This window comes from Streptomyces sp. NPDC026575 (assembly GCF_055567415.1).
Genome location: NZ_JBVHQM010000013.1, coordinates 51336 through 77158 on the forward strand (window position 1 = coordinate 51336; position 25823 = coordinate 77158).

Below are 25823 nucleotides of genomic sequence, written 5' to 3' on the forward strand. Positions count from 1 at the left end.
GCGTTCGGCCACGCGTCCTGGGTTCTTCCCTGCCCTTCGCATCACCGTTGCACGGGACGGCGGGGTGGCGACCCTCATCGGCTTCGGCACGTGCCGGAATAAATACCTCCCGGCCTTGATTGTTCGTTCACGTGATCAAGGCGGAGTCGGGGGAGGCCGATGTCCAAGCTAAAAGCGTTCAGGGTGAGCGGCGGGCAAGTCGCGGAGATTCCGGGCTCGTCCGTGGCGCTGGAGCGCCAGTTGCAGACGCTGATCGAGGGCAATATGGAGGCGATGCTCGGCATCCGTTTCCTGGCGAGCGAGTACGCGACGGGCCGGCACCGGGGCCCGATCGACTCACTGGGCCTGGATGAGAACGGAACGCCGGTCATTGTGGAATACAAGCGCTTTCGCGACCAAAACGTCATGAATCAGGCACTGTCATACCTGTCGTGGCTCCACGACCACCACCACGAGTTCGAGAACCTGGTCAAAGAGAAGCTGGGTACCGAGGTGGCCGAGGCCATCGACTGGAGCAATCCCCGACTCGTCTGCATCGCCGGGGGCTTCACGCACCACGACATGGTGGCCATCGAGATGATCGGCCGCCGCATCGACCTGGTGAGCTATCGGATCTTCGACGATGCGCTGACGCTGCAGCTGGTCGCCTCCGTTGCCGGCGCCGCCTCTCCTGCTCGGGGAAAGTCACCCACCACGTCCCGAGTCGCCAATGCGGCTTCGCCGAAGTCGGTGCAGCAGTACCTGGACGAGTCGCCGCAAGACCTTCAGGATCTGTACGCGGAACTCGACGACGTGCTCCTGTCGCACGAGGACGTGCAGAAGGAGACCCAGCTGCACTACATCGCGTACCGGCGGATCAAGAATGTCGCCACGGTGCGCGTCCAGCCGCGGAACCGCATGCTCGTGGTCAACCTGAAGCTGGATCCGGATGCCGTGGAGCTGGAGGAGAGTTTCTCCCGGGACGTCCGCGGCCTGGGGTGCTTGGGAATCAAGGATGGGGTCGAGGTGCGGATCAGATCGCGCGAGGATCTCGCTCGGGCCGGTGACCTCATCCGGCAGAGCGTCGAAGCGGTCTGACTGGACAGTCAAGGGCGGTTGCGTCATCGGGTTTTCGATGACGCAACCGCCCTTGTTCTGTGTTCCGGCCCGGTCTGCCGAGGTGTGTCGCTCTCATTCTTCGGGCCCGGCGAGTGCGAAGTCGTCCTGGGTGAGGACACTGCGGAGGCGCTGTTCGGCGATGTCGGCGTAATGGTTGGACAGTTCGACGCCGACGAAGTTGCGGCCTTCCTTCACTGCGGCGAGGCGGCATCGGCATCACGCCCATCCTGCCCATGATCCGCGCAGCGGCGGCCGCCGACCGGGAGTGGCGTCTGCTCTACGGCGGCCGGTCCCGGGCCGCCATGGCCTTCGCGGACGAACTCCTCTCCGTCGGCGGCCACCGGGTCCGCCTGGTGCCCGAGGACACCGAGGGACTGCCCGACCTCGCCGGGGCACTGGCCGCGGCCCGACCCGGCACCGCGGTCTACTGCTGCGGACCCGACGCACTGATCACCACCGTAGAACAGACCATGGCGGAAGCCGTCCCCGACCGGCATCTGCGCCTGCACACCGAACGCTTCGCCGCCGCCCGCACTGCGCCAAAGAGGCCCCAGACGCCGAAGACGACGCAGTCGTCGTTCACGCCGGAAGCCCGGGAATTCCAGGTCGAATTGCGAGGCAGCGGATACGTACTGCCGGTCGCCGCCGACCGCACCCTGTTGGAGGTGATCCGGGAAGCCGCCCCCGGCACGCCCGCCTCCTGCGAGGAGGGGTTCTGCGGCACCTGCGAGCTACGTGTCCTGGACGGCATCCCCGATCACCGCGACACCGTCCTGCCCAGCGGCGAGCGGGACCGTCGCGATGTCATCTATCCCTGTGTCTCCAGGGCGCACAGCCCGAATCTCGTGGTCGATCTCTGAACATGACCGATGGCCCGGCCGGAAGCGCTTCCCGGCCGGGCCATCGCCACGAGCACGCCCTCGTCAGTCAGTCAGAGCCAGGTGTCAGTTGGCGACGCGTGCCGTGTAGTCCCCGGCCCCTTCCACCGCCGCAACGAGCGCGGTGGGGTCCCTGTCGGCACCATCCTCCAGCCGTACGACGCTGCGTCCGGAGCGTACGTCGGTGCTGGACGAACGGACGCCAGGCAGGTCCTCCAGTTCGTCGTCGATCAGCAGAGCACAGCTGTTGCAGTGCATGCCCTCGATCTCCAGAACCACCCGCGTCCCGGTTTCCATCTCGTCGTTCTCGTCCTTCTTACGGCTGAACAGCTTCATGGCGCTTCTCTCTACTGGAAGGTGATGGAGCCGGTCTTCATGCCCATGGCGCAGGAGAAGCGGAGCGTGCCCGGCTTTCGCTTGCCCAGGTCGATCTTGGTATCGCCGTCCTGCTCGACGATCTCCCGGACCCCGAGCTCGGGAATGGTGAAGGCCCTGGCGCACCCGTTCGCGCCCTGGCCGTGCAGCACCAGCGTGGTGGGCAGGCCGGCCTTCGCCGTGAACTGGCTGGGGACGTAGACGTCGGTCACGGTCAGGGTGACGATCTGCCGCCCGGAGCCGTCGGTCCGTACCGGCGCGCCGGGTCCCGGATTCCCCCCGTCACCGGGTCCGCTCTGAGACCCGCCCTCGACGGTGAAGGGCTGGCTCGCCGCGGCCGGCTTGTCGTCCTGGAACGAGACCCAGCCGCCGGCCTGCAGCGCCGAGGCCATCGTCCAGACGGCGACGGCGAGCACCACCACACCCGTGAGCGCGGCAAGGCTGCCCGAGCGCGCCCGGCTGGTACGGCGGAACACGTAGCCGAGGGCTGCGAACAGCGGCGAGGTTCCCAGCACGAACCCGGCCATCACCGCAGCTCCCGCCACCGGCGATCCGGAGGAGACCGCGAGCAGTTCCATCGACAAGGTCACCCCGCACGGCACCAGGACGGTGGCAAGGCCGATCAGGGCCGGGGTGACGACCGAGTCGCTCCTGGCACTGCGGCGCAACAGCCGGCCGAAGGAGGCCGGTGGACGCGGCACCAGCCGCCCCACCGCCTTGACCCCGAACAGGTCCAGCGCGAACAGCACCATGAGCGCCCCGGCAACGAGCAGCAGTACAGCCTGGGTACGAGGGCTGGGCTGCAACGCATCACCGAAGACACCCAGCAGTGCACCGAGCACGGTGTGCGAGAGCAGCTTCCCGGCCAGGAACGCGCCGACGGGAGCCAGCGGCCTCGGCTCCGGTGAAGACTCCGCAACTGCGGGCCGGGTCTTGGTAAGGGTCGCGGTTGTCCCCCGAGCTGCGGACGGAGACGACGGCTTGGAGGCTGATGCAGAGGCTTTGGAGGTTGATGAGGCAGCGGGGGCGCGGCGGCGGCTCACCGCACCGGCCAGCAGACCCCCCTGAACGGCGGCGCACGAGGCACCGCCGGCGAGCAGACCGGTGCTCACACCGGTCACGAGCAAAGCGATGGACGACGGCATGCGTCGACAACTCCTGATCAGTCAGGACGGCACGCTCACAGGGGCGCGCCGAGGCGGACATGAAGAAGAACACGACGTTCCGTAAGACAAGACTTACGGACGGTGCACTCTCACGTCCGTGACACGCACAACCGCTGCGGATCAGGAGGAGGCGGCGCCGGAGGCAGCGCATTGGGCCGCGACATCAAGGCCGCCGGAGAACAGGACATCGCCCGCGGCAGCTCAGCTGTCACCTGACCACCCGACGGGCCGTCCTGGCCGAGGGCAACCTTCGAGCCTGCACAGTGCTGCCCAACCATCGGGCATTGGCTATCAGGGGCGGACGACTCGGCGACTTTCGCCCTCGGTCCGGCCGCGTCCTGAGCACCCGCCTCAGGCGTCTGGACGGCCGCCGTGGACATCGGCTCGTGCGCATGCCGGTTGCCCGCATCGTGGGAGGCCATCCCCAGCATCGGTCCCGGCATCGCCATCGCAGGACGCGCCAGCCCCGACAGGCAGACCACAACCGCGCACACCACCAGAACCCCGGACCACGCCCGGAGCGGCAGCAGCACGCGTCGCACCATGCGCGCCATGCTAAGGCACGCACACTGCCGAGACCGGGGCGGTAGAAAGCCGACCGCCAAACCGCTCACGCCCCGCTACCGGGGAACCGCCACAAGGCATGGACCGCCCTACGGCTTCACTCCCCTATTCCCCTTCCGAGAACTTGTAGCTGTTCGGCACGTGGACCTTCTGTCCTACCGGCCCGTAGACAAGCGCGACCTCGTCATGCGCCCTGAACTCGATCGCGGCCGGGTTCCCCAGACGCTCCTTGCCGTTGACGTAAGCGTGGAACGTGTTGCCACCGCCAGCCTTGAGCCCGCCGACGGAGTTCTGACCGAGGGCAACGTTCCACTCCGTCATGAACTGCCCCAGGGAGAAGGTGGCCTTGACCGGAGCCTCGATGTGGATCACACCGCTGGAGTCGTGCGTGTGCAGCGGACTGATCTTCTGGGCCTTCAGGTCGATGCCGACGTCCGCAGGAACAGCGACGGGCTTGCCGTTCACGATGACATCCAGGTGCGCGTGGATGTGCTCGACGTTGCCCTCCGCTCCGAGCATCGGCAGGCCGGCAGCCTTGACCCGCGCGGAGGGATCACTCGGCGCGTCCCACGGCGGGCTGGTCGTATGGCCCGAGGCGGTCTTCATAGGGGCGGCGGGGATACCGGCCTCGGTCGGCGCCTTGGACGCCCCCCCTGACGAGAGCACCGCGACCGTGATCCCGGCGACCACCGCGAGCACGACGACACTCACGGCCAGCAGGAGCAGCACACGACGCCGCCGCCCTTCGCACGCAGCCCGCTCACGCAACACCCCAGCACGGCACGCCGCCCCTCCGGAACCTTCTTGCCGGGCTCACGGGACATGCGGCGACCTCCCCTCTCCCCTCCACGCCAGAGCGATGACGCCAACACCTAAGCCAGTATTCGCACAAAATCCCTATAGCGGACAACACAGGGACAAGCCCAGCATCCCCACGCCTTGACCGTGCCCCCAGGGAAAGGTTCTAGCGTCGTCGGCATAGGCACGAAACGGGAATACGGGAAGGGGCGCGGCCATCACTCTCGGCGCGGCCGGCTACGCCCAGCTCGCGGGCGTAGCCACCGACCGGATGCTGAACAGCCAAGGCCCCCTCCCCCGGCCCTTCACCGTGCCTCTGCCGATACCACCGGTACTGCGTCCGGTGAGCACCGCCCGCGGCACCGACTACTACGAACTCGACCAGCGCGAAGGCCACATCGAGATCCTGCCCGGCCGCACCACCACCGTCTGGGGCTACGACGGGATCTTCCCCGGCCCCACCTTCACCGCGCGCTCCGGACGCCGCACCGTCGTACGCGTCAGCAACAACCTCACCGTGCCCACCGCGATGCACCTGCACGGCGGTGTCACCCCGGCCGACTCCGACGGCTACCCCACCGACCTCGTCCTGCCCGAGCGGTGCGCCCCCGGACAACCACGCCCCAGTACCCAGAAGGGGCACCGGATGCCGATGCACGCGGAAGGGAAGACGACCTTCGCCTACCGCACGTACGCGTACCCGCTGCCCCAGCAGGCCGCCACCCTCTGGTACCACGACCATCGCATGGACTTCACCGGCCCCCAGGTGTGGCGCGGCCTGGCAGGCATGTTCCTCGTCCGCGACGACGAAGAAGACCGCCTGCCCCTGCCCACGGGCGACCGCGAGATCCCCCTGATGCTCTGCGACCGGGCCTTCACGGAGAACGGCGCCTTCCGGTACCCGGCCCTGGACCCCAGCTGTACGGGCCGACCAGGCGTCCAGGCGCCCTATATGAACGGCGTCCTCGGCGACGTCCAACTCGTCAACGGCGCACCCTGGCCCCACCTGGAAGTCTCCAACACCCGCTACCGGCTCCGCCTCCTCAACGCAGCCAACGCCCGCCGCTACCACCTACGCCTGGAAACCGACGACGGCCGCCCCGCGCCCGTTACCCAGATCGGAAGCGACGGCGGCCTCCTCGCCGCCCCACAACGGATGGACAGCATCCCGATGGCACCGGCCGAACGCTTCGACGTCATCGTCGACTTCGCCCGCCACCCCGTCGGCAGCCACCTCACCCTCGTCAACACCGCCGCCCGGGGTCGAATGCGCGACATCATGCGCTTCCACATCGTCCGCACTGCCAAGGACGACACCCGTATCCCCACCCGCCTCACCCGGTTCGGCAAGCTCATCCCGACCGCGCAGATGCCCGTGCGCCGCTTCGACTTCCGCCGCACCCAGCAGGACGGCGAACACCCGATGTGGACCATCAACGGCCGCCCCTTCTCCACCTCGGAAGTGCTGGCCACGCCACGCTTGAACACCGTCGAACGCTGGCGCTTCAGCAGCGACTTCCACCACCCCGTCCACCTGCACCTGGCCCAGTTCCAGGTCATCGCCCGTGGGAACAAGCCACCCGACCCCAGCGACGCGGGCTGGAAGGACACCGTCGACGTCCGCCCCTACGAAACCGTCGAGACCCTCGTCCGGTGCACCGGATACCGAGGCCGCTACATGCTCCACTGCCACAACCTCGAACACGAAGACATGGCCATGATGGCCACCTTCCACGTCGTTTGAACCACAGGCATCGCCGCCTTCCCAAGGGACGCGCCTTACCGTCATGCGCGGCTCAAGGCGAATACCTGTACCGATCGGCACGAAGCCACAGAACCCTGCTGGGAGCCATGTGGGAGCCGACCCACTCCCGAAAACCTTTCGACGCCGCCCGAGACCAACCCGCATCACACCTCTGGCCTGGGCAAACGTCATCCGCGCAGGCAAGATCAGTCTCCGGACCTCATTCGGGACGAAGAGGTCGCCGGTTCAAGGGCGCCACGCTACTGCTGCTGGCTACCGGTCCCCCGACCGCAAGAATCTGGCAGCTCCTCGTAACCCGGCCAAAGCGGTGCTGGCGCTCAACCCGATACGCCACGGCGAAGCCGCCCGCTCCACCCAGTTGGGTAGCGATCACGCGGCACCACGGGCAAGGGAGGCGAACCCCCGAGTGGCTGGCGTCACGATGAGGCTGTACGGGCGGTCCGGTCGCAATCCCGGAGACCGGGCCGCCCGTGCGGCGTCGGTGTGACCTGTCGGCGGTGCGGTCAGCCGGCCAGTTCGCGGGCGGCCAGGGCGGTGCCCTCGATCCGCGCGCGGATCTTGGCGAAGGCGGTGTCGCGGGAGGTGGAGTCGTCGTCCGCGAAGGGCGAGAACCCGCAGTCGTCGCTTGTGCCCAGGCGGTCGACAGGCAGATGCCGGGCGGCGGCCAGGACCCGGTCGCGGACCTGCTCGGGGGTCTCAATACGCGGGTCGATCGGGTCGGTGACTCCGATGAACACACGGGCGTGGCCTGGCAGATGGTCGGCGAGGACGTTGAGGACCTTATCCGGTTCCGGTTCGCTGGCCAGCTGGAGGTAGAAGGTCCCGGCTTTGAGCCGTAGCAGTCCGGGCAGCAGGGCGGCGTAGTCCACGTCGAGGCTGTGAGTGGAGTCCTGGTCGCCGCCGGGGCAGGTGTGCACGCCGATCCTGTCCTGTTCGGCTGCGGAGAAGCGGTCCAGGACACGGTTGTTGAGCGTGATGAACTGCTCCAGCAGGCCACCGCTAGGGTCCAGCTTCAGCGCGAGGCGGGCCTCGGTGAAGTCGAGCTGGACGATGTGTGCGCCGGCGTCCAGGCAGCCGCGGATATCGGCCTCGGCTTCGGCGGTGAGATCGTCGAGGAAAGCCTCGCGGGAATAGCCGTCGATGCCGTTCGGCGGGTAGAGCAGGCTGAGCGCCGAGGGGGCGATGACGGCCTGTTTGACCGGAACGGTCGCGTGCCGGCGGGCGGCACGCAAATAGCTGTCGGCGTGCACGGCGTAGCGCAGCGGTCCGGCCGTCAGGCGGGGAAGCTGCCGCTGGTGTCCGTCGGCGAAGGGGATGGCGACACCGTCGGGGGCCAGCCGGTCCAGCCCGGCGAGGGGGTAGGTGGCGAAGCTGGGCTTGGACTGTTCGCCGTCGGTGACGACTGGTGAGCCGATCTCCTCCAGGCGGCGGACGGTGTCGCGGACCGCGCGGTCCTGGGCGGTGGCGAGTTCGTCGTCGCCGATCCGGCCGGCGGCATGGGCCGCCATGGCCGCGAGCAGGTCGGAGGACCGGGGGATGCTGCCGATGGGTTCGGTGGGAATTCCCACAAAGGCATTGGTCATGGCTGGATCTCCAGCTGCGCCCAGCCGCTGCTGCCCGTTAGGCCGGAGGAGAGGCACTGCGTGGGCAGCTGATCGGGCAGCGCGGCCACAGTCCGCTGCGCCGGCTGTCCCTCGCTGCGGCCGTTGGTGACCTCGCCCGTCAGCCGCACGATGAGAAGGCCGGCGACACGGGCGGTGGTGCTGTTGTCGTAGGTGATCAACGACCGCGCGCCGTCGGCATACTGCACGGTTTCCGTGAGGCGGGAGTTGGTCAAAGCGACACAGGACGCCGCCGGCGATACGCCGTCCAGAACACCGGTGGCCGTTACGGTCCGGCCGGGTGTGACGGTGCATGTGTACCGGGCTTTGGTGTGGACGCGGGCCGTGCGTGGCTCAAGGGTCAGGGGCGGGTCGTACTCGCTTTCGCTGGTGCCCGTGCACAACACGCCCTCTGTGTCTCTGTGCCTGTCCGAGTCGGCCTGACCGGCTGGAGCCCACGCCCACGATGAGCCCATCAGGACCAGGGAACTCAACACCACCGCCGCACCACGCCTGCCGACCATGCACCCTCCAGGGACTCCGGATCCGTTACCGGCCCTTCACTACCCCGGGCATCTCCCACCACCCCGGCTCCTGGCAGCACATCACCGCGCACGTCCCGCTCTGTGCGCGGGAGATGCGCCACGTACACCACATCACCGCGGCGCAAGCTGCATCGGAAGCGTTGAACCCCGGGGTGCCGGGTAGGGACAGCCGAACGACAAACGAGAAGATAGCTCTCACGAGCGAACAAATCCGATGGAAGGGACTTCGGTGGACGACATCACCGCGAAGCGACTTGTCTTTGCCATGCTGGACGCGGACGGGGACGGGGTCATCTCGAAGGACGAATACTCCGCGCGAGCCGAGCGGGTGGTGCAGGCCACAGGTCGCACCGAGGACGATCCCCTGGTCGTCACCGCCCGCACAGCCGGCGAGCGGGCGTGGGCAGAAATGGACGCAAACGGCGACGGAGGAGTCACCTTCGACGAGTACGCCGCGTGGGCGGGCGCCGAGGCGTTCGACACCGTCTGCGAACCCGTACTCGGCGCACTGTTCGACCTCGTCGACGCTGACAGGGACGGCGCCTTGGACCTGCTGGAGTTCACCAAGCTGCGCACGGCACTGGGCAACCCGGTCAGCAACATCGAATCTGCCTTCGCCGCACTGGACACCAACGGTGACGGACACATCAGCCGTGACGACTACCTGGCTTCGGTCCGCGCACACGTCTCCGGGGAGAGCTCCCCCGTGGGTGAGGCTCTGTACAGGACGCAGTAGGGGCCACGTGGGATCCCCGGTGCTGCTGTGCGGGGCACGCCTCGGTCGCCCGTCAACCGTGGCCGAGGAGCAAGGTCCGCAGCCACTCCCCCGCAGCGGGCACGAGACCCGCACGGCCAAGGACGACTTGTAGATCGGATTCGACCCCGATGGGTCTGGCCCAAGGCAGTGTGGCTGCCCGCTGGCGGTCAGGCTTGTCGTACGAGGTGTTGCTGAGCGGCCGTTTTCTGGCGCGTAGCGCGTACCTTCGCGACTTCCTGTTGCCGCTCGTCGTCGGAGTGCTGGTAGATCAGCGCTGCCACCCAGCTCGCGCCCTCGAATCTCCCGTTCGCCACAAGGTGCCGACAGCCCTGCCCCGCATTCAGGTAGCTGACACCAAGATCCGGACCATTCACGGACCAACGCTCTCCCGACGGCAATCACAGCCGCTATTTCAGCAGCTCAGCACCAGCATGAGCGCTGTACCACCAACAGACGAAGAACCTGCTGTCAGGGCCCATCAGGGAACACAGCTCGACGTCAGCCGTTGCTGGGACTCTCTGACCTGGGCTAACGTCCGCCGAACCGATACCACTCTCCTCAGAACTCCGCAGGTGCGAGGTTGTGCGTCCCGTCCGCCGAAGTCGTGGACACCCAGGCACCAACTGCCCTCGGCTGCCGCGTCAAGCGTCACCCTGCTCGATGTCCAGATGGATCGGACCGCGAAGAACGGGGCTGGGCCGGTACGGCGGCGGGTCGGCGACCAGCCTGGGGCGGTCGAGCCGGCGTACCAACTCGGTCAGCGCGATCTGGGTTTCCCGCCGGGCCAGCGGGCCGCCGAAACACAGGTGGATGCCACTGCCGAACCCCAGGTGCTGGTTGTCCTGCCGATCCGGGTCGAAGCGGTCCGGATCGTGGAAGCGCTTCGGGTCACGGCTGCCCGAGGCCAGCACGAGCATGATCTGCGAGCCCTGGGGGATGACGGTGTCGGCGACGGTGACGTCGCTGTACGCCGTCCGCCAGGGAATGATGTGCACGGGTGGCTCGTAGCGCAGCAGTTCCTCGACCAATGGCACGACGAGGTCCGGTTCGTCGCGCAGTCGTTGGAGCACCTGCGGGTGGCGCAGCAGTGTCAGCATGCCGTTGGTGATGAGGTTGACGACGGTCTCATGGCCGGCGATGAGGAGCAGTCTGGCGGTGGCGACGATTTCGGCGTCGGCCATCCGACCGTCGGGCCCGTCGTCGTTGGCCAGCCGTGACAGCAGGCCGTCTCCCGGCCGGCCGTGGCGCTGTTCCACCAGTTCGCCGAGGCACTGGCGCAAGTCCTTGCGGGCCTGTATGCCCTTGTCCAGTTTGTTCTTCGGGTCGGTCTCGGGGTTGTAGTCGATCGAGTTCATGATGTCGTTCACCCAGAGGTGGAACCTCGGCTCGTCCTCGCGCGGCACGCCGAGCAAGTGACAGGTCACGGTTACGGGGAACGGGAAGGCGAAATCGTCGACGACGTCGATCTGCTCCTTGCCCGCCAAATCGTCGATCAGGTTGCCGACGGTGGCGGTCAGGAAGCCTTCAAGTCCGGTCACCAGCCCAGGGGTGTGCGGGGGGCCGAAGTGACGCATCGCCATACGCCGCAGGCGATCGTGCTCGGGCGAGTCCATGTGGATGAACGACGACGTGGCCCCTTCCTCGGGTGGAGGCGGCGGACGCGACAGATTGCGCAGGTCGGAACTCAGATGCGGGTCGTTCAGTACGTCCGTGATCTCGCGATAGGTGCTGATGACGTAGCTGCCGTCCTCCTGCCGAGCCACCGGCGTCTTGCGCAACTCGGCATACAGCGGGTAGGGGTCGGCCCGGGCGGAGTAGTCGAAGATCCGTTGCAGCGTGCCGGGCGTCCCGGACGTGGTCGTCTGGCCCTCCTCCTGCCGATGCTGCTGCACGGCCGTGACGCGGCGCTCACCCGGGTCTTGGCCTGTGACGAGCGCCGTGGCGCCCTGCGCGAGCAGGGCGGGGCCGGGCAAGTCGACGGGCACCGGCTTCATGTCGGCCGGCTGGTCCGGCGTGGGGCAGGGGGGCGGGAACGGTGCGGCCGCCTCGATCAACCGTCGGTAGTGGCCCAGCCACTTACCGTTGTTGAAGCCCACGGCAGCGGTGACGCGGCCCCGATAGCCATATGCGGTGACGAAACGGTGGTCGGCCAGCGATCCCTGGGTGACGACCACCTCGTCGGCGAAGGTCGGTACGCCGACGGACTTGATGTTGACACCGAACTGGATCGACCAGAACAGCGGGATGGACAGGTGGGGCCGGTGGTCCGCCTGGGCACTGACCATGTTGTGTGCCGCGACCCCTGCTTGCTCCACGGCGTTGGCCCAGTGCTCCTGTGAGATGAGCCGGTGTTCGTAGATGGGGTTCGGGCAACGTGCCACGTCTCCCGCGGCGAAGACGTCGTCGGTGGCGCGGCCATTGATGTCGAGGGCGCGGCAGCCCGTGTCGCAGGTGATTCCCCACACGCCCGCCGCCAGTCCCGACTCCCGTAGCCACTCGGTGTTGCGGATGCTCCCGAGTGCCACCACCGCCACATCGGCCTCGACCGTGCTGCCGTCGTCGAAGTGAGCACGGCGAAACCGTCCCTGCGCGTCGCCCTCCAGCCGGGCGACCTTGACACCGCACCGCAGGTCGACACCGTGAGCGCGCTGCATGTCGGCCGCAACCTCGCCGATCATGGCGCCGAGCGCCCCGACCAGCGGGGCCGGCGCGAGTTCGGCGACGGTCACCGGGATGTCCCGCTCGCGGCAGACGGAGGCGATCTCGGAGCCGATGAATCCCGCACCGATGACCAGCACACGGGAGGGACCGGCGGCGAGGGCCCGCTGCAGGCTCTCGGCATGCTCGCGTGTACGCACGACGAACACCCCGTCCAGGGCCGCCTCGGGCTCGACGAACCACGGCCGGGCCCGTACCCCGGTAGAGATCAGCACCCGGTCGAAGGGAACCTCACGTCCGTCGGCGAGACGCACGTGGTGCGTCGCGAGGTCCAGCCCGCTGGCGGGCACGCCCAGCAGCCACTCCGCGTCGATGTCGCGACGGCGGGGCAAAGTGGTGCCTCCGGCCGGCACCCACCCGGTCAGGACTTGCTTGGACAGGGGAGGCCGATCGTAGGGCTCGCCCAACTCGTCACCGATCATGGTCAACGATCCGGTGAAACCCTCGTCGCGCAGAGCCTCTGCGGCCCTCAACCCCGCCAGCGAAGCCCCGACGACCACGATGCGGCCATCGCGCTTGAACGCACGCAGGTTGTCGGCACTGGTCATGACGGCGACGCCTCCGCCGGCGCCTGCCGCGCCTCCAGCTGGTCGACCAGGATCGCCTGGACCGGACAGGCCGCCACGGCGCGTAGCACCTGGTCGCGCTGGGCGTCGTCGGAGTTCGGGGCGTACATGAGCGCTTCCTCACCGTGCATCCGGAACACCTCCGGAGCCAGGAACGCGCACTGCGCATACCCCTCACATCGGGAAAGATCAACGACGACTTTCACCCCGACCTCCACAGGGAGTGGGAGCTGCAGACCCTCAAACCGGGGCCACTCCGGCACGGAACGAGGAAGGATCCGGCCGCTGCCCACCCCTGCGAACTGCGACGGGGCGCATCGCGCTCGTCGGATCTCCATGTCTCCATGGAAGGAATTGGTCATCGCGGTTAAGGCGATCGGCGCCTGACTAGGAACGTATCGCGGGTTGCGGCTGCATTTTGGTTGCGCAAGCGACGCTCTTTTAGATTGCCGTTTCGACGGAAACCGTGTGGCACGGTGCGTCGGAATACCGTCCCAGAATCAGCCTAACAGCGGCCCCGATACCGGCGAGTCCGATGGCCCGGTAGGCAAACGCCTGATCTCCAACGTTGACATCAACGACGCTGGATAGCGGCGTACCTTGGTCGAGAACCGGCGTACGCGGCACGGCAGCGAGAAGCCGAGTCTGCAGACGTCGGACGAATTCCTGAAGCAGTGACCGGCGGCAGCCCGATGCCCTTCGCGTGCCCACTCGGTCCGAAGAGCAGTGGCGCGGCAGCACCGGCACGCCCCTCGCTGACGCAGTCGGACGTGCGCCCGCTGCGCGACCCCGCTGCTCCGGACGAGGGCGACGATCAGCGGTGAGACGGAGCACGGGGGGCAACATCTGCCTCGGCGTGCCTGTCGGCCTCGCGCGCACAGCAGCGTGATCAAATAGGGCATGGCATCGTCCTGGACCGGTAATCGGGTACGCCTGCGCGCTGTCGAGCCCGACGACTGGACGGAGTTCGCGCGTTTCGCCGACGATGACGGGCAGCGAAGGGGCCGGCTGGATCTGCCGCGGTCCGCCGAGAGCTACCGCGCCTGGGCGAAGGAGCAGGCCGTTGCCGAGTGCGATGACGACCACTTCCGGTTGGCGGTCGAAGCGACGGCCACGGGAGAGCTGGTCGGTACAGTCGGCTCATATCGCACCGGCCCTCGCTCAGGCTGGTTCGAGTGCGATATCACCATCGGCGCCGACCACCGGCACAAGGGCTACGGGACGGAAGCCGTGGTGCTGCTGCTGCGCTTCATGTTCGCCGAGCGGCGCTATCACAAATGCCTGGCGGCGGTTTTGGCCCACAACCGGGCATCGCTGGCGCTTTTTCGTGGGCTCGGCTTCACCGAGGAGGGGTGCTTGCGGGAACACGTTTTCTTCGCCGGCCAGCACCACGACCTCGTCATGATGGGCATGCTCGTCAACGAGTTCGACCGGCGACACACGATGAGCGAACCATGAGCCGGTGATCCGAGCGCGTGTGGAACGGCACTCGGACGTGATCGACGTTCGTTGTTCGCGGGCGGAGACGGCCTGCCACCGAAAGCAGGACCGTCCTAAGCCGCGCAAGGTGGCACGCAGGTGCAGGCCGGCGGTTGCGAGACCTTCGAAAGTGGTGACCCGGTAGCCGGGTTCCGAGCCGGGCGGCTCGCTCAAGTGGTAGAGGCGGGCGGTCTGCGCGGTCATGAGCGTGAGCATGGCCATGGCAAGAGAGGCGCCCTCGCAACCGTGCGGCCCGGTACCGAAGGCTAGGAAGACCCCGGCTTTCGCCGGCGAGCCCGAATCGTCGAGCCAGCGTTCGGGCCGGAACCGGTCCGGCTCGGGGTGTTCCCGTGCGTCGCGGTGGGCGGTGTAGGGGCAGACGAGAACGGTGGACCCGGCGTCGATGGTGTAGTCGGCGAGCTGAGTCTGCCGCGTGGCGCGCCGGGTGAGCAGCCAGCTCGGGGGGTGCAGTCGGAGCACTTCGCGTACCAGCGCCTGGGTGTATTGCAGGTTGTCGAGGTGGGCGCTGGTCGTCGTGGCCGGGTCGGCGGGCAGCAGGGCGGCTTCGGCCGCGACGCGGTCCGCGGCCTGGGGGTATCGGGCCAGGTGGAGCAGGATCCATCCGGCTGCCCGGGAGGGTGTCTCGAAGGTGGCGACGGTGATTCCGGGGAGGGTGTCGAGGACGGCTTCTTCCGACAGCGGGCCGTAGCGGGAGGAGGGCCGGAGCATCTGTCCCAGCACGTCGTCACCGAGCCGGCCCGATGAACGGCGTCGGCGGACGACGGGCCGCAAAGCGTTGGTGAAGGCGACTTGCCGCCGTGTGCGGAACCGCCGTGCCGGTGTGGGGATCCAGCGCGGCCACACCCAGCGCGAGGGGCGTACGAGCACCTCCCGGGCCACGAAGAGCTGCCAGGCGAAGGGCAGCAGGGCGGGAGCGTCTTCGGAGAAGAGGTAGCGCACGCCGATCTCTGCCAGGACGGGCCGGACCAGCGGCAGAATCTCGACGTCGCGGCCCGTGGGCCACTGGTCGGCAAATCGAGCGGTCCCGGACGCGATCTCACCGACACGGGCCGCAACCGCCTGCGGGCGCAGTCCGCGCATGCGGGCGGCGCGAGCGTGCGCACGCTCCTCGGGCGTCGGCGCTCCGCCGGCCCGCTTCAACGGCGGGAAGAGGGGCGAGGACGGCTTGGGGAAGTCCTGCGCGCGGCGCAGGACCGCTTCACACACCCCGGCCGAAGCGGCTACGTAGACACCCGGCTCCAGCTGCCAGACGTCCCCGCACTCGTCAGCGCCACGGCGCGCCAGCGCCAGCCGGTCGCGGCTCCAGGCCGCGAAGCTGCCCTCGGGCAGCCGTGGCGGCTCATTCACTCGGCCCATGGGATCGCCCCCGACTTCTCGTACCGGTCAGGGCGATATCGTCGGCAGCGCGGCCAGGAGCCGGCGGGAACCTGGGGGCGCCCGCCGACCGTGTGGTCACACCCTGTCGTCGCCGGTGTGCGTGCCCCAGTCGTGGGCCCCGTACGCACCGTAGTTACGGGTGAAGGACAACTTGGCGAGCAGCTTGGCGATCATGGGGCACTCCTCTCGCTTGCCTTCAGCGCCATGTGCCGTACATTCATTTGTACCGTACATTCATTTCTTCTCACACATAGCACGTATGTCGCATTTTAGAGCATTGGCGGCATGCTTGGATGCATGGCGCATGCTTGCGGGCCGGGCCCGCAGCCGGCCAACGTCGCCCCGGTGCCGGCGGTCGATGCCGCCCCCAGCCGCGAGGTGCGGCGGCGCCGGGCACCTCAAGACCGGCGGCACCAACGCCCCGAAGGAACGGAACGGCTTTCGCGCGAACCAGTCACCGGAACCGAGCACGTCGCGAACAGCGCTCCCCTACGGCCCGGGTCGCCACTGCGCACTCTCGCAGAGGCCGCTGGCCAACTACACCTCGGGCCTACGCTCGAAAATGGTGAAATGGACCTGACCTGGTGTCAGGTGAGCGTCTCGTCGGGCTCGATGCGTCGGTACAAGGGGCACTGAGATGACTCGTCGCTGCACATCTTCACGGTGTCCTTGTCGACCACGGTGACCAGGACCCGATGCGTCTGGAAGTATCACCGTTTTCCCTGTTTGTAGACGTAGACAGCGATGCCCTCGTAGCGGGCCTTCAGCGGGCGGATCCGGGCCTCCGACGGGTCGACCGCGGGCCCGTAGTCCTGTTGGCAGCCCTGCGCGGTCATGCCGTGGCTGCCTTCGATGGTGCCGGTGAGCGTGTACTCCTCGTCGTCACCCACCGGGTCGAAGCGCAGATGGAGCTGAGGGCCGGCGTAGGTGCCGGCGAGTCCGCCTCCCGCTGTCTGCTCTTCGCGGGCGTCGACGACTTCGTCTGCCTTATGGCCGCCGCCTCGCCAGGACAGCCCCCCTTGGCCTTTGACGGTGATGCGGACCGCTTCGACGTCACTGCCGATGGACACCTGTCGCTTCTCGACTGCCGGCCTGTTTTTGATCGTCCCCGTCTTCATCCCAGCCTTTTGGGTTTCTTCGGAAGCTGGTCTCCTAGGCCGGGTCCGGTGGTGTGTCATTCGCGGCCCAGTGCGGCGTCACCGACGAAACCTCTGGTCCATTCGGTGAGGAATTTCCGGCCCTTGTCTCTGTCGGCGTTGCCCGCCAGTTCGAAAGCTTCCGTGTTGGTCTCCTGGTGCATCATCCCGTCGATGGTCGCCCAGGGTTCGTTGTAGCCGTCGAGGGTGGTGTCCAGCTGAGCGTAGTAGCCCACCGCGTCGTAGCTTCTGGCCCATACGGTCTGTGCGCGATCCCGGGGGTTGAGGGTGTAGGAGTGGAAGCACTCCGGCCATTCCGTCCCGGGGGATACCGTGTTCGCGCCCTCGTACGCGTACATCGCGCCGGCCCATTCGGCCGCTCCTTCGGCGATCCAGTCCGCCATGAGATCGCACTTCCGTACATCGACCTCCTTTCAGTTCACGGCAGTGTGTCCACGTGCCGGCCGTGACGCACTCGAAGGCCCGGCGTTGCCTACCGTCTGCTACAACGGGCGCCCTCGCGGTCGGCCGGCTCATGGCCGTCCAAGAGCGAGGCCGACCAGACCTCCGGCCCCTCTCACACCCTCCGGCAATGTCTGACACGAGCGAACGACTGCACAGCCGCCTCCATCCGGCGCCCCATTTGCCTCCTACTGGCTTGTGGGCAGGCAGGTCTCGGAACGAGGCGAAGAAAAGGAGCCTGCGTCCAAGTCGAGAATGGTGCCAGCGCTTCAACTCCGACGCCAGACATTGCCGGAGCTCTCTGACCTGGATTAACCTCGGGCTTTCACGTGGCTGGGTGTCCGATGCATGACCGGAAACGCGAAGAGTGCTCCTGACCTGCAACGATGGGACTTGTCTAGGGTCCAGGTCGTCGCGTGGAAAGAAGCACTCCTCAGGTGAAGAAGCGTATCGGGTCCTATTGGCGTGTCCGCATCGAGGGCGGTGGCCGGGCGGTGGTCTCCCAGGCCGGAGGGGTGCTGCTGGTCGAGACGGTCGGCAAGAGCGGCCTGGACACCGCGATATCGGCGGCGCTCGCGCCGTGGCGGCGGCCACGGGCGGTGCATGATCCGGGAAGATCCTGCTGGACGTGGCCCTGGCGGTCGCGCTGGGCGGGGACTGCCTGGCGGATGTCGCGATGCTGCGGGCCGAGCCGACCGTGTCCGGGCCGGTGGCCTCCGACCCGACCGTCTCCCGGCTCATCGACAAGCTCGCTGCGGACGGACCGAAGACTCTGACCGCGATCCGGTCGGCGCGGGCTGAAGTACGGGAGCGGGCCTGGAAGTTGGCCGGCACCTCGTCACCGGACGCCACCGGACAGGTGACCGTGGACATCGACGGGGTACTCGTCCTGGCCCACTCCGACAAGCAGGACGCTGCCGCGACCTGGAAGAAGACCTACGGACATCATCCGCTGATGGGCTTCGTCGACCATGGACGCGGCGGCACCGGAGAGCCAGTGGCCGCGCTGTTGCGACCCGGGAACGCGGGCAGCAACACCGCCGCCGATCACATCACCGCCACCCAGCTCGCCCTGGCCCAGCTTCCCAAGCGATATCGACGAGGCCGCTCCACCCTGATTCGCACCGACTCCGGCGGCGGCACCCACGAGTTCGTGGCCTGGCTCACGAAACGCGGGAGGTGGCTGTCGTACTCGGTCGGGATGACCATCACCGACGCCATCCACCAGACTGTCCTGAAGGTTCCCGCCTCCGCCTGGACGCCCGCCGTCGAACCGGGTGGCGAGATCCGCGACGGCGCCTGGACCGCCGAATTCGACGGTGACGTCCTGAAGGGCTGGCCGAGAGGGATACGGCTGATCGTCCGCAAGGAACGTCCCCACCCAGGCGCCCAGTTGCGCTTCACCGACGCCGACGGACTGCGGCTGACCTGCTTCGCCACCAACACCACTGATGTCCCGATCGCCGCACTCGGACTAGGGCACCGCCAGCGAGCCCGCGCCGAGGACCGTATCCGCAATGCGCGCCGACGGCTCGTCATGAAAGATCGAGGCTAATCGGTGATTATGCAAATCGTAATCGTCATCCTCTGCACCACCGTGGTGGGATGCGCATTGAGAACTGAGAAATTCAAATTCAGGCCACCGGGCAAAGGATTTGTCACAACATGGAAGTCCCGGACCTCAACAGCGTAAACCTCCTGTAGGCTCCCCGGTTCCGCATGAGCTGTGGCACTAATTGATATGTTGTCACCGAGGCCCCCAACAAGGATCCCGGTAGAGAAGACCGCACTTTCCCCTGGCTTCAACTCTGTGGACGGAGTACCCTCCCAGTGAATGTTCTCAAATCGGATGTTAGCCATAACAATCCTTCTCTGTGGGGTCGAATGTCATACCTCCAGGCAAGCACGGGTGCGCTCATCCTGCATCTGGGCCTTCTCAGGTGAAGGAATCGTGACCCTTCGCACGCGGACTGCGGTGGCGCTCTACACCCGGGCCGTCTGCAAGGGCAGGCCAGGAATGGTCACAGTGAGGTAACGGCCGGAGGTGCCTCTCCTGCCCAGGTAGGAACTGGGGCTCCGGCCGATACCGGCCCGGACACAAACGATCACAAAGCCCGGATCCCGCCCTAGCCTCTCGCCTTCACGAGCGTGCTCGTCCATGTCTTGATCAAATAAGCGGAGAGTGCTTCTGACCTGCAACGATGGGACTTGTCTAGGGTCCCGTTGGCTGCACGGAAGGAAGCACTCTCCAGGTGAGCAAGCGTATCGGGTGGTACCCGCGTGTCCGCGTCGAGGACGGTGGCAGCGGGGTCATCTCGCAGGCCGGAGGGGTGCTGTTGGTCGAGATGGTTCGCAAGTCCGGCCTGGACAGTGCGATGTCGGCGGCAATGGCGCCGTGGCGCAAGCCGCGGGCGGTGCACGACCCCGGCAAGGTCCTGTTGGATATCGCGCTCGCGACGGCCCTGGGCGGGGACTGCCTCGCCGATGTCGCCATGCTGCGGGCCGAGGCCGACGTATTCGGCCCGGTGGCATCCGACCCGACGGTCTCCCGGCTCATCGACGCTCTCGCCGCGTCCGGACCGAAGGCCCTCACCGCGATCCGGTCGGCTCGGGCCGACGTGCGCCAGCGGGTCTGGGAGTTGGCCGGGGCGAACGGCCCGGCCGCCGACGGGCAGGTGATCGTGGACATCGACGGCGTGCTGGTGCTTGCGCACTCCGAGAAGCAGGACGCCACCGCGACGTGGAAGAAGACCTTCGGCCATCATCCCCTCGTCGCGTTCGTCGACCACGGCCAGGCCGGGTCCGGGGAGCCGGTGGCCGCCCTGCTGCGGCCCGGCAATGCGGGCTCCAACACCGCGAGCGATCACATCGAAACCACCCGGCTCGCCCTGACCCAACTGCCCAGAGCCCTGCGGCGAGGGCGGCAGACGCTGATCCGTACCGACTCCGCTGGCGGCACCCATGCCTTCCTCGACTGGATGTCCCAGCGGGGCCGGTGGCTGTCGTATTCCGTCGGAATGACCATCACTGACACCATCCACCAGGCCGTCCTGAAGATCCCGAAGAAGGCATGGACGCCGGCCTACGACGCCGAAGGGACCGAGCGGCCCGGGGCCTGGGTCGCGGAGATCACGGACATGCCCGACCTGAGCACCTGGCCCAAGGGCATGAGACTGATCGTCCGCAAGGAACGGCCGCATCCCGGAGCCCAGTTGCGCTTCACCGACCTCGACGGACTGCGGCTGACCTGCTTCGCGACCAACAGCAAGGGCGGCCAGCTCGCCGACCTCGAACTACGTCACCGCAGGCGGGCACGCTGCGAGGACCGCATCCGAGGCGCCCGCGACACCGGTCTGCGCAATCTGCCCCTGCACGACACCGCACAGAACCGGATCTGGCTGGAGATCGTCTCCCTCGCACTCGACCTCCTCGCCTGGATGCCGATGCTCGCCCTGACCGGCACGACCCGCCGCTGGGAGCCCAAGAAGCTCCGCCTGCGGCTGTTCTCCGCCGCCGCGCAACTGGTGAACACCGGCCGCCGCCGCTGGCTCCGTTTCACTACCCGATGGCCCTGGACCGACGAGATCACCCGGGCAATCGGCCGGCTCGAAGCCTTGCCGAGCCCAGGCTGACCAGCCACTTCAACCGCCCCAACGATCCGCACCGCCACACCGGGAAAGTGGAACCCGGCGCCCACCCGACGCGACAACCGGGCCGTCAACGTGCTCCGGCCCTGAAAAGACCGCACCCCCAAACGCAGAGTCCCCGTTAGCACACCGACGAGGACTCATGAACGATCGAGGTTAACGTCCCATCCCCCGTACCACTTTCCTCAGAACTTCGCAGGTGCGAGGTTGTGCGTCCCGTCCGCCGAGACCGTGGACACCCAGGCGATCGGCCGCGGCACCACCGTCGAGGTCAGCAGCTTGTAGAAGTCGTCGCGGGACATGGCAGCAGGATCAAAGTCAGTACGCATGGTGATCAGTATCCACACGGAAGCCCACGAACCCTAGGGCGGATCCACGGTGGGGGCACCGGTACCTCCTCCCTGGCGAACAGCTTGGCCAGCAGCGGTCACGACGGCGCAGGCATCTCAGATTTCGACGACGAGTAGGCCGCTGCGGCGGACTTCCTGGAGCGCAAGCCTCTAGTCGAACCCGAAGGGCTAAGGCACCACCTGCTGTGCAGGCAGCAGGGCAGCCTGCTACGGCCTACCAACCCGGGTGGTAGTTGATGAATCTCTTGAAACGGCCGAGGAGGGTGGCGGACTCAGCCAGGTCGATGCGGCAGATCGCGCAGTGCAGTCCGTCGGCCGGCGGCGCGTCCTCCTCTTCGATACCGCGGGGGTAGGTGGTCGATTCCAGCGGGCCGCCACATTGCTGGCAGGTGGGCTTGGACCTGGCAGCTGCCTTCTTACGGGCCTGCTCCTCCGCCTCCCGTCGCGCCAGGTCGCGGTCCCGCTTGGCCTCCTTCTCCCGTTGCTCCCTCTCCCGTCGCTGCTGCCTCTCCCTGCGCCGTACGTCCTCACGGCGTTCGTAAGCGGCCATGTCGTCGGGGTTGTGCAGGGCGTCGACGAGGGTCTCCCAAGCGTCGTGGCCGGCACGCCACCACACCGCGCCCAGCGGCCCGTACTGTTGGAGGCGGTCGAGGGTGGTGAGCAGCAGCGGCACGGCGTCGTCGTAGCGGGTGTAGCCGTCTTCCCCCTCGTTCCCGTAGGAACTCCGGCGGTGGTACCTGCCTTCCCAATGGATCTTGGCCAGGCGCATCACTTGGCCGATGCGGTTGTTCATCGCGGTAGTGCCGACCTTCTTGGTGAACACGATGGCCGGCGGAGGGTGCGGTTCATCCTGGTAGCCGTCTCGGGTGTTCGCGTTGGCGGGGTCGAACATCAACTGCCACAGCGGCACGCGCGCGTCTATCTGCCAGTCGGGGCCGGGGGCGGGGTGTTTGACATCACGGCGGAAGAAGTCGCGGTACCGGCTGACCTTGGAGGCGAGGGTCGCGGGATTCTCGGTGCCGTTGTCGACCTCTACGAACAGCACCGGCAGGCGGTGTTCCGGTGCGGTCAGCACAGCGTCCGCGCGCGGGCTGCCTTTCGCGGGCGTCGTCTGTGTCCCGGCCACCGGCAACACCACCTCAGTGGCCCAGGACTCGATGCGTCCGACACCGGCAGGACGCTGCTGCGCAGCGGGCCTTGCAGTGTCGTCTGACGGGGTGCTGACGGGCGCTGTGGCGGCCGTCTGGAGGCGTTTGCGGGGTACACGGCGGTGGGCTCGGGCGGGGTCTGCAGGAACGCTGCGATGGTGTCAGTGACCTTCACAGCGTGCTTGGCACCCGCGCGTGCCGCACCGCGAGCGGTGCCGCCCATCTCCTTCTCCGGCCGGTCGAGCAAGGTGGCTGCGGCCTTCAGGCCGGGGCCAGTCAGGTTCCACAGTTTCTCGGTGACCTGGTTGCCGTTCGAGTTGATGCGGCCTGTCGATCCCACCGACTCAACCAGGCCCTCGCGGGCCAGGTCGAGGCAGCCGTTACGCACAGTCTGCGCGCCGGCCGTGCCCGGACACATCAACTGCCGAATCTGGTCGGCCGTAGCTACCTTCACCACCCCAAGCGCAGCCAGCACCATCTGCCGGGTCTTGGCCGTCGATCCATACGGCCGTCGCGCTGTCCCACCCATCTCTCTCCCTCCCGCACCGGCCGCCCGGCGGCTGGTGCGCTCTCCCGGCCCCGCGGCCCGAGCACGCCCCGAAAGCCGACGCCCCGACCCACGCTCATCACCCACAAATAACACCCACCTCTGACAGGGAGAGGGAAAGGAGGATGTCGAAGCGGAGACAGCCCTTTGGTAAAGGTCCTGACCTGCGGATTTAATTGCCGCGCCCCGGCAGCGCGGCGTAGGGGATTCCATAGGGAACGGCGTAGGACACACCGTAGGGGCCAATCCACATGAGCAGCTCCAACCGCCCCCCTCACCACAGCGCTTACCACCGACACAGGGCGGGCGTCCCGAGGCTTCAAACGACCTTGACGCAACCATCGGCGCCTTCACCTAATTCCGGGCGGCGCAGGACCGTGACACCGAAACCGCTGCGGGGCCGCCAGACCCGAGTCGCGGATTCCCGCACTGCTCGCAGAAGTCGCCGAGCTCGTCGTCGTCCCGTTCACCGCGTTTCCCAGCCTGGACGCGGATATGCCATGCGTGGACGCCTTCGTCCTGGAGGCTCTCGGGCAGGTCTTCGTGAACACCCTGCGCACCTGGGAGCAGGCAGGGCCAGACGCTGCAGTTGGCGTGGCCAGCACCGTCCACGGCTTTGCCCCGCAGATCCTTACCGAAGAACGCGAGGACATCGCCGATGTCCTCCGGCAGCTGTGGGCCACCGGCGTGGGCCAGGCCCTCGGTACGCACCCAGCACCGGCCGGTGCGGCACCAGGTGCGCACCAATGGTGGGTAGTGCGCGCACCACGTAACGGCTTGCCGACCGCCAAAGGATCACCGGTGCGCCCCATGCGTGTGCGTGCAAGGCATCGTCACGACAGCCAGACGGTGGAGCGCCTCATCCGGGACAGATCCCATGCATAGTGCGTGGGGTGGCTGTGTCGATCCGGATCGCCCGGGGCCGGATTCGGCGAGACTGCCCCGAGGCGAGGCTGCGTTGCCCGGCCGCGGACCGGGGCCGTGGGCAAGGCGCGCTCCCGCATGCCGTGCTGAAGCTCGACGGCGATCTTGGCGGTTGCCTCGATCAGGTGGTGAGTCGCCTCCACCATGGCGACATCGGTCCCTGCTCCTCGCCCCGGCCGGCCTTCCCGACCATGCGTTCGCCAGCCCGCCGCTGGCCGCGGCCGCCACCGGGGCAGTGGCTTGCTGCCCCAGAATCGAGCCCCCACAAACACGGGCCGATGTCGGGGCGTGGGGAGCAACCCTGACGGCGAATGATAGATTCTCAACAAGCGTTTATTTTTGAGAATTCGGCCGTGAAGTCCGCGGTGGGGCCCACAACTTGGGGTCTGCACCGCATCGTGGAGAGCGAGCATCATGCGCATCCTCATCACCGCACAGGCAATCTATTCACACCTCGCGCCGCTGGTTCTGCCAGTGGCGGAACGAGCCCGAGAGGCGGGCCATGAAGTGGCCGTCGCCACTGGGGCCGGCGTTGTCCAGCACATCGAGAAGCGCGGGCTCACCGCGCTGACGCTGCCCCGTCTCCAGTCGATGGGGGAAGCCCTGCAGGGCGGTAAGATCCAGCCCCCGCCGGGCATGGACAAGGTCGGCTCCGCGACGGTCGAGATGGCGCCGGAGTTCTTCGCAGCGGCCTTCGTCGGGCATCTCGCCGGGTCCAGCGTCCACGACCTTCTGGACGTGGCGAGGGACTGGCAGCCGGACCTGATCCTCCACGAGTCGACCGAGTACGGCGGCTATCTGGCGGCAGAGAGCCTAGGCATACCCCATGGCGTTCTGGACATCGCGCCGATGGCTCCTTACGCCCATCCCGCCGTGCAGAAGGAGCTGAACCGGCAGCGGGAGAAGCTCGGTCTGGCGCCGGTCAGCGACCCCTGGCACCCGTTCCGCGCCTTCCGCGCCGGAGTCGTTCCGGAGGACTTCTACCCCGCGGACAGCCGACTGCCCAGCGCCCGCTACTACCAGGTCCCCGCCCAGACGACCGCGGGTGGCCTTGACCCGGAAATCGCCCAACTCCCCACGGAGCGGCCGCTCGTCCTCGCCACCCTCGGTTCGAACGCCCCCCGTCTCCCCGGCGGAGCCCTCGCACTGCTGGAGACCATCATCGAGGCGCTCGGAGACCTGCCGGTCACCGGTGTCGTGGCCTTGGGGGCCGAGCGTGACCCACAGCAGTGGGGCGGTGCGCGCCCCGACAACGTCCATCTGACATCGTTCGTCCAGCAGGAGCTGCTGCTCCGGTCCAGCGATCTGTTCCTCACGCATGCCGGTTTCAATGGAACCCGGGAGGCGCTGACATACGGAGTCCCCATGGTGGCCGTGCCGTTGTTCGCCGAGCAGTCGCACAACGCCAGTCGACTGCAGCAGTTGGGCGTCGGAACGCGGATCGACGCCCAGGACGCCACGCGCGAGGCGCTGGCGGCAGCGGTGCACAACGTACTGGAGGACCGCTCCTACCGGTCCCGTGCCCAAGGGCTCCAGCGCCGGACCCACGCGCTGCCGGACCTCGGCCAACTGGTGGCGGACGCGGCGGCCCTGGCCACCTGAGCCGGACGGCTGTCGCCCGCACATCACCCTCGTCAACGGTTCGCCGAACCGTTCCGCCGCGCTCCGACCGTGGGACTCCACTGGCTGGAGCGCGGCGGTGCTGAGTCCGCCCCTTGTCCGTGCAGCCGCGTCGGCTTCTCCCCCAGGGGCCCCTCTGTGATCCGTCGTCCGTCCGAGGCTCTGGCGCCGTGCGGAGGTGCTTGTAGCATCAGGGCCGACACCGGAGAGGAGACCGACTTTGACCTGCGCGGATGCAGTGACACCTGTGCCGCCCGGAGAGGGCGCACAGCGGACGCCCG

18 protein-coding genes and 5 pseudogenes are annotated in these 25823 nt (G+C 67.7%); 8 read left to right on the plus strand and 15 right to left on the minus strand.

Going from position 1 to position 25823, the window contains the following annotated elements:
- Positions 1-159 precede the first annotated feature (159 nt).
- Entirely contained in the window at positions 160-1077 is a 918-nt protein-coding gene (locus ACZ4NB_RS19500) for a DUF5655 domain-containing protein (RefSeq protein ID WP_467663078.1), read from the plus strand.
- A gap of 93 nt (positions 1078-1170) precedes the next feature.
- On the opposite strand, the pseudogene ACZ4NB_RS19505 reads toward ACZ4NB_RS19500, so the two are convergent.
- Positions 1171-1302 (minus strand): annotated as a pseudogene (locus ACZ4NB_RS19505) (site-specific DNA-methyltransferase); the annotation flags it as partial.
- A gap of 29 nt (positions 1303-1331) precedes the next feature.
- Between ACZ4NB_RS19505 and ACZ4NB_RS19510 the strand changes: the two are divergent.
- Positions 1332-1958 (plus strand): flavin reductase family protein, encoded by a 627-nt coding sequence (locus ACZ4NB_RS19510; RefSeq protein WP_467663080.1) that lies wholly within the window; start codon positions 1332-1334, stop codon positions 1956-1958.
- 84 nt (positions 1959-2042) lie between these two features.
- Here ACZ4NB_RS19510 and ACZ4NB_RS19515 read toward each other — a convergent pair whose 3' ends face one another.
- From ACZ4NB_RS19515 to ACZ4NB_RS19525, 3 genes are all read right to left on the minus strand, one after another.
- Positions 2043-2312 (minus strand): cation transporter, encoded by a 270-nt coding sequence (locus tag ACZ4NB_RS19515; protein WP_467663082.1) that lies wholly within the window; start codon positions 2310-2312, stop codon positions 2043-2045.
- Positions 2313-2323: 11 nt separating this feature from the next.
- Positions 2324-3496: an urease accessory protein UreH domain-containing protein gene (locus ACZ4NB_RS19520; RefSeq protein WP_467663084.1), complete on the minus strand. Its 1173-nt coding sequence runs from the start codon at positions 3494-3496 to the stop codon at positions 2324-2326.
- A gap of 690 nt (positions 3497-4186) precedes the next feature.
- Positions 4187-4810 carry a hypothetical protein gene (locus ACZ4NB_RS19525; RefSeq protein WP_467663086.1) on the minus strand — a complete coding sequence of 208 codons (624 nt, stop codon included), beginning with the start codon at positions 4808-4810 and terminating at the stop codon, positions 4187-4189.
- A 412-nt stretch (positions 4811-5222) separates the two neighbouring features.
- On the opposite strand from ACZ4NB_RS19525, the gene ACZ4NB_RS19530 reads away from it, so the two are divergent.
- A complete protein-coding gene (locus ACZ4NB_RS19530; RefSeq protein ID WP_467663088.1) occupies positions 5223-6623 on the plus strand; it encodes a multicopper oxidase family protein in 1401 nt (466 codons plus the stop codon).
- Positions 6624-7147: 524 nt separating this feature from the next.
- Here the strand turns inward: ACZ4NB_RS19530 and ACZ4NB_RS19535 are convergent.
- Both ACZ4NB_RS19535 and ACZ4NB_RS19540 read right to left on the minus strand, forming a co-directional pair.
- Positions 7148-8227: a cobalamin-independent methionine synthase II family protein gene (locus tag ACZ4NB_RS19535; RefSeq protein WP_467663090.1), complete on the minus strand. Its 1080-nt coding sequence runs from the start codon at positions 8225-8227 to the stop codon at positions 7148-7150.
- A complete protein-coding gene (locus ACZ4NB_RS19540) occupies positions 8224-8454 on the minus strand; it encodes a hypothetical protein (protein ID WP_467663092.1) in 231 nt (76 codons plus the stop codon). Before ACZ4NB_RS19540 ends, ACZ4NB_RS19535 begins: the two co-directional genes overlap by 4 nt.
- Before the next feature lie 565 nt (positions 8455-9019).
- On the opposite strand from ACZ4NB_RS19540, the gene ACZ4NB_RS19545 reads away from it, so the two are divergent.
- Positions 9020-9526, plus strand: coding sequence for an EF-hand domain-containing protein (locus ACZ4NB_RS19545; protein WP_467663094.1), 507 nt, complete (start codon positions 9020-9022; stop codon positions 9524-9526).
- Positions 9527-10188: 662 nt separating this feature from the next.
- Here the strand turns inward: ACZ4NB_RS19545 and ACZ4NB_RS19550 are convergent.
- The 3 genes and pseudogenes from ACZ4NB_RS19550 to ACZ4NB_RS19560 form a co-directional block, all read right to left on the minus strand.
- Positions 10189-11160 carry a cytochrome P450 gene (locus tag ACZ4NB_RS19550; RefSeq protein ID WP_467663319.1) on the minus strand — a complete coding sequence of 324 codons (972 nt, stop codon included), beginning with the start codon at positions 11158-11160 and terminating at the stop codon, positions 10189-10191.
- Positions 11161-11442: 282 nt separating this feature from the next.
- A pseudogene (locus ACZ4NB_RS19555) lies at positions 11443-12813 on the minus strand (NAD(P)/FAD-dependent oxidoreductase); the annotation flags it as partial.
- Entirely contained in the window at positions 12810-13037 is a 228-nt protein-coding gene (locus ACZ4NB_RS19560) for a ferredoxin (protein ID WP_467663095.1), read from the minus strand. The pseudogene ACZ4NB_RS19555 and the gene ACZ4NB_RS19560, both read right to left, overlap by 4 nt.
- A gap of 694 nt (positions 13038-13731) precedes the next feature.
- On the opposite strand from ACZ4NB_RS19560, the gene ACZ4NB_RS19565 reads away from it, so the two are divergent.
- Positions 13732-14289 (plus strand): GNAT family N-acetyltransferase, encoded by a 558-nt coding sequence (locus ACZ4NB_RS19565; RefSeq protein WP_467663097.1) that lies wholly within the window; start codon positions 13732-13734, stop codon positions 14287-14289.
- A 177-nt stretch (positions 14290-14466) separates the two neighbouring features.
- Here ACZ4NB_RS19565 and ACZ4NB_RS19570 read toward each other — a convergent pair.
- From ACZ4NB_RS19570 to ACZ4NB_RS19580, 3 genes and pseudogenes are all read right to left on the minus strand, one after another.
- A pseudogene (locus tag ACZ4NB_RS19570) lies at positions 14467-15687 on the minus strand (cytochrome P450); the annotation flags it as partial.
- Between the two features lie 731 nt (positions 15688-16418).
- Complete coding sequence (locus tag ACZ4NB_RS19575) at positions 16419-16778, minus strand: hypothetical protein (RefSeq protein ID WP_467663099.1); 360 nt, start codon at positions 16776-16778, stop codon at positions 16419-16421.
- Between the two features lie 104 nt (positions 16779-16882).
- Positions 16883-17248 (minus strand): hypothetical protein, encoded by a 366-nt coding sequence (locus ACZ4NB_RS19580; RefSeq protein WP_467663100.1) that lies wholly within the window; start codon positions 17246-17248, stop codon positions 16883-16885.
- 495 nt (positions 17249-17743) lie between these two features.
- Here ACZ4NB_RS19580 and ACZ4NB_RS19585 point away from each other — a divergent pair.
- Positions 17744-18831 (plus strand): annotated as a pseudogene (locus tag ACZ4NB_RS19585) (IS1380 family transposase); the annotation flags it as partial.
- A gap of 727 nt (positions 18832-19558) precedes the next feature.
- Entirely contained in the window at positions 19559-20938 is a 1380-nt protein-coding gene (locus ACZ4NB_RS19590) for an IS1380 family transposase (protein WP_467663102.1), read from the plus strand.
- Between the two features lie 203 nt (positions 20939-21141).
- Here ACZ4NB_RS19590 and ACZ4NB_RS19595 read toward each other — a convergent pair.
- From ACZ4NB_RS19595 to ACZ4NB_RS19605, 3 genes and pseudogenes are all read right to left on the minus strand, one after another.
- Positions 21142-21282 (minus strand): annotated as a pseudogene (locus ACZ4NB_RS19595) (flavin reductase family protein); the annotation flags it as partial.
- A gap of 235 nt (positions 21283-21517) precedes the next feature.
- Positions 21518-22462, minus strand: a complete 945-nt coding sequence (locus ACZ4NB_RS19600) for a replication-relaxation family protein (protein ID WP_467663321.1) — start codon at positions 22460-22462, stop codon at positions 21518-21520.
- Positions 22372-23340, minus strand: coding sequence for a replication-relaxation family protein (locus ACZ4NB_RS19605; protein ID WP_467663323.1), 969 nt, complete (start codon positions 23338-23340; stop codon positions 22372-22374). Before ACZ4NB_RS19605 ends, ACZ4NB_RS19600 begins: the two co-directional genes overlap by 91 nt.
- A 996-nt stretch (positions 23341-24336) precedes the next feature.
- Between ACZ4NB_RS19605 and ACZ4NB_RS19610 the strand changes: the two genes are divergently transcribed.
- Positions 24337-25524 carry a glycosyltransferase gene (locus tag ACZ4NB_RS19610; protein WP_467663104.1) on the plus strand — a complete coding sequence of 396 codons (1188 nt, stop codon included), beginning with the start codon at positions 24337-24339 and terminating at the stop codon, positions 25522-25524.
- Positions 25525-25823: the final 299 nt, after the last annotated feature.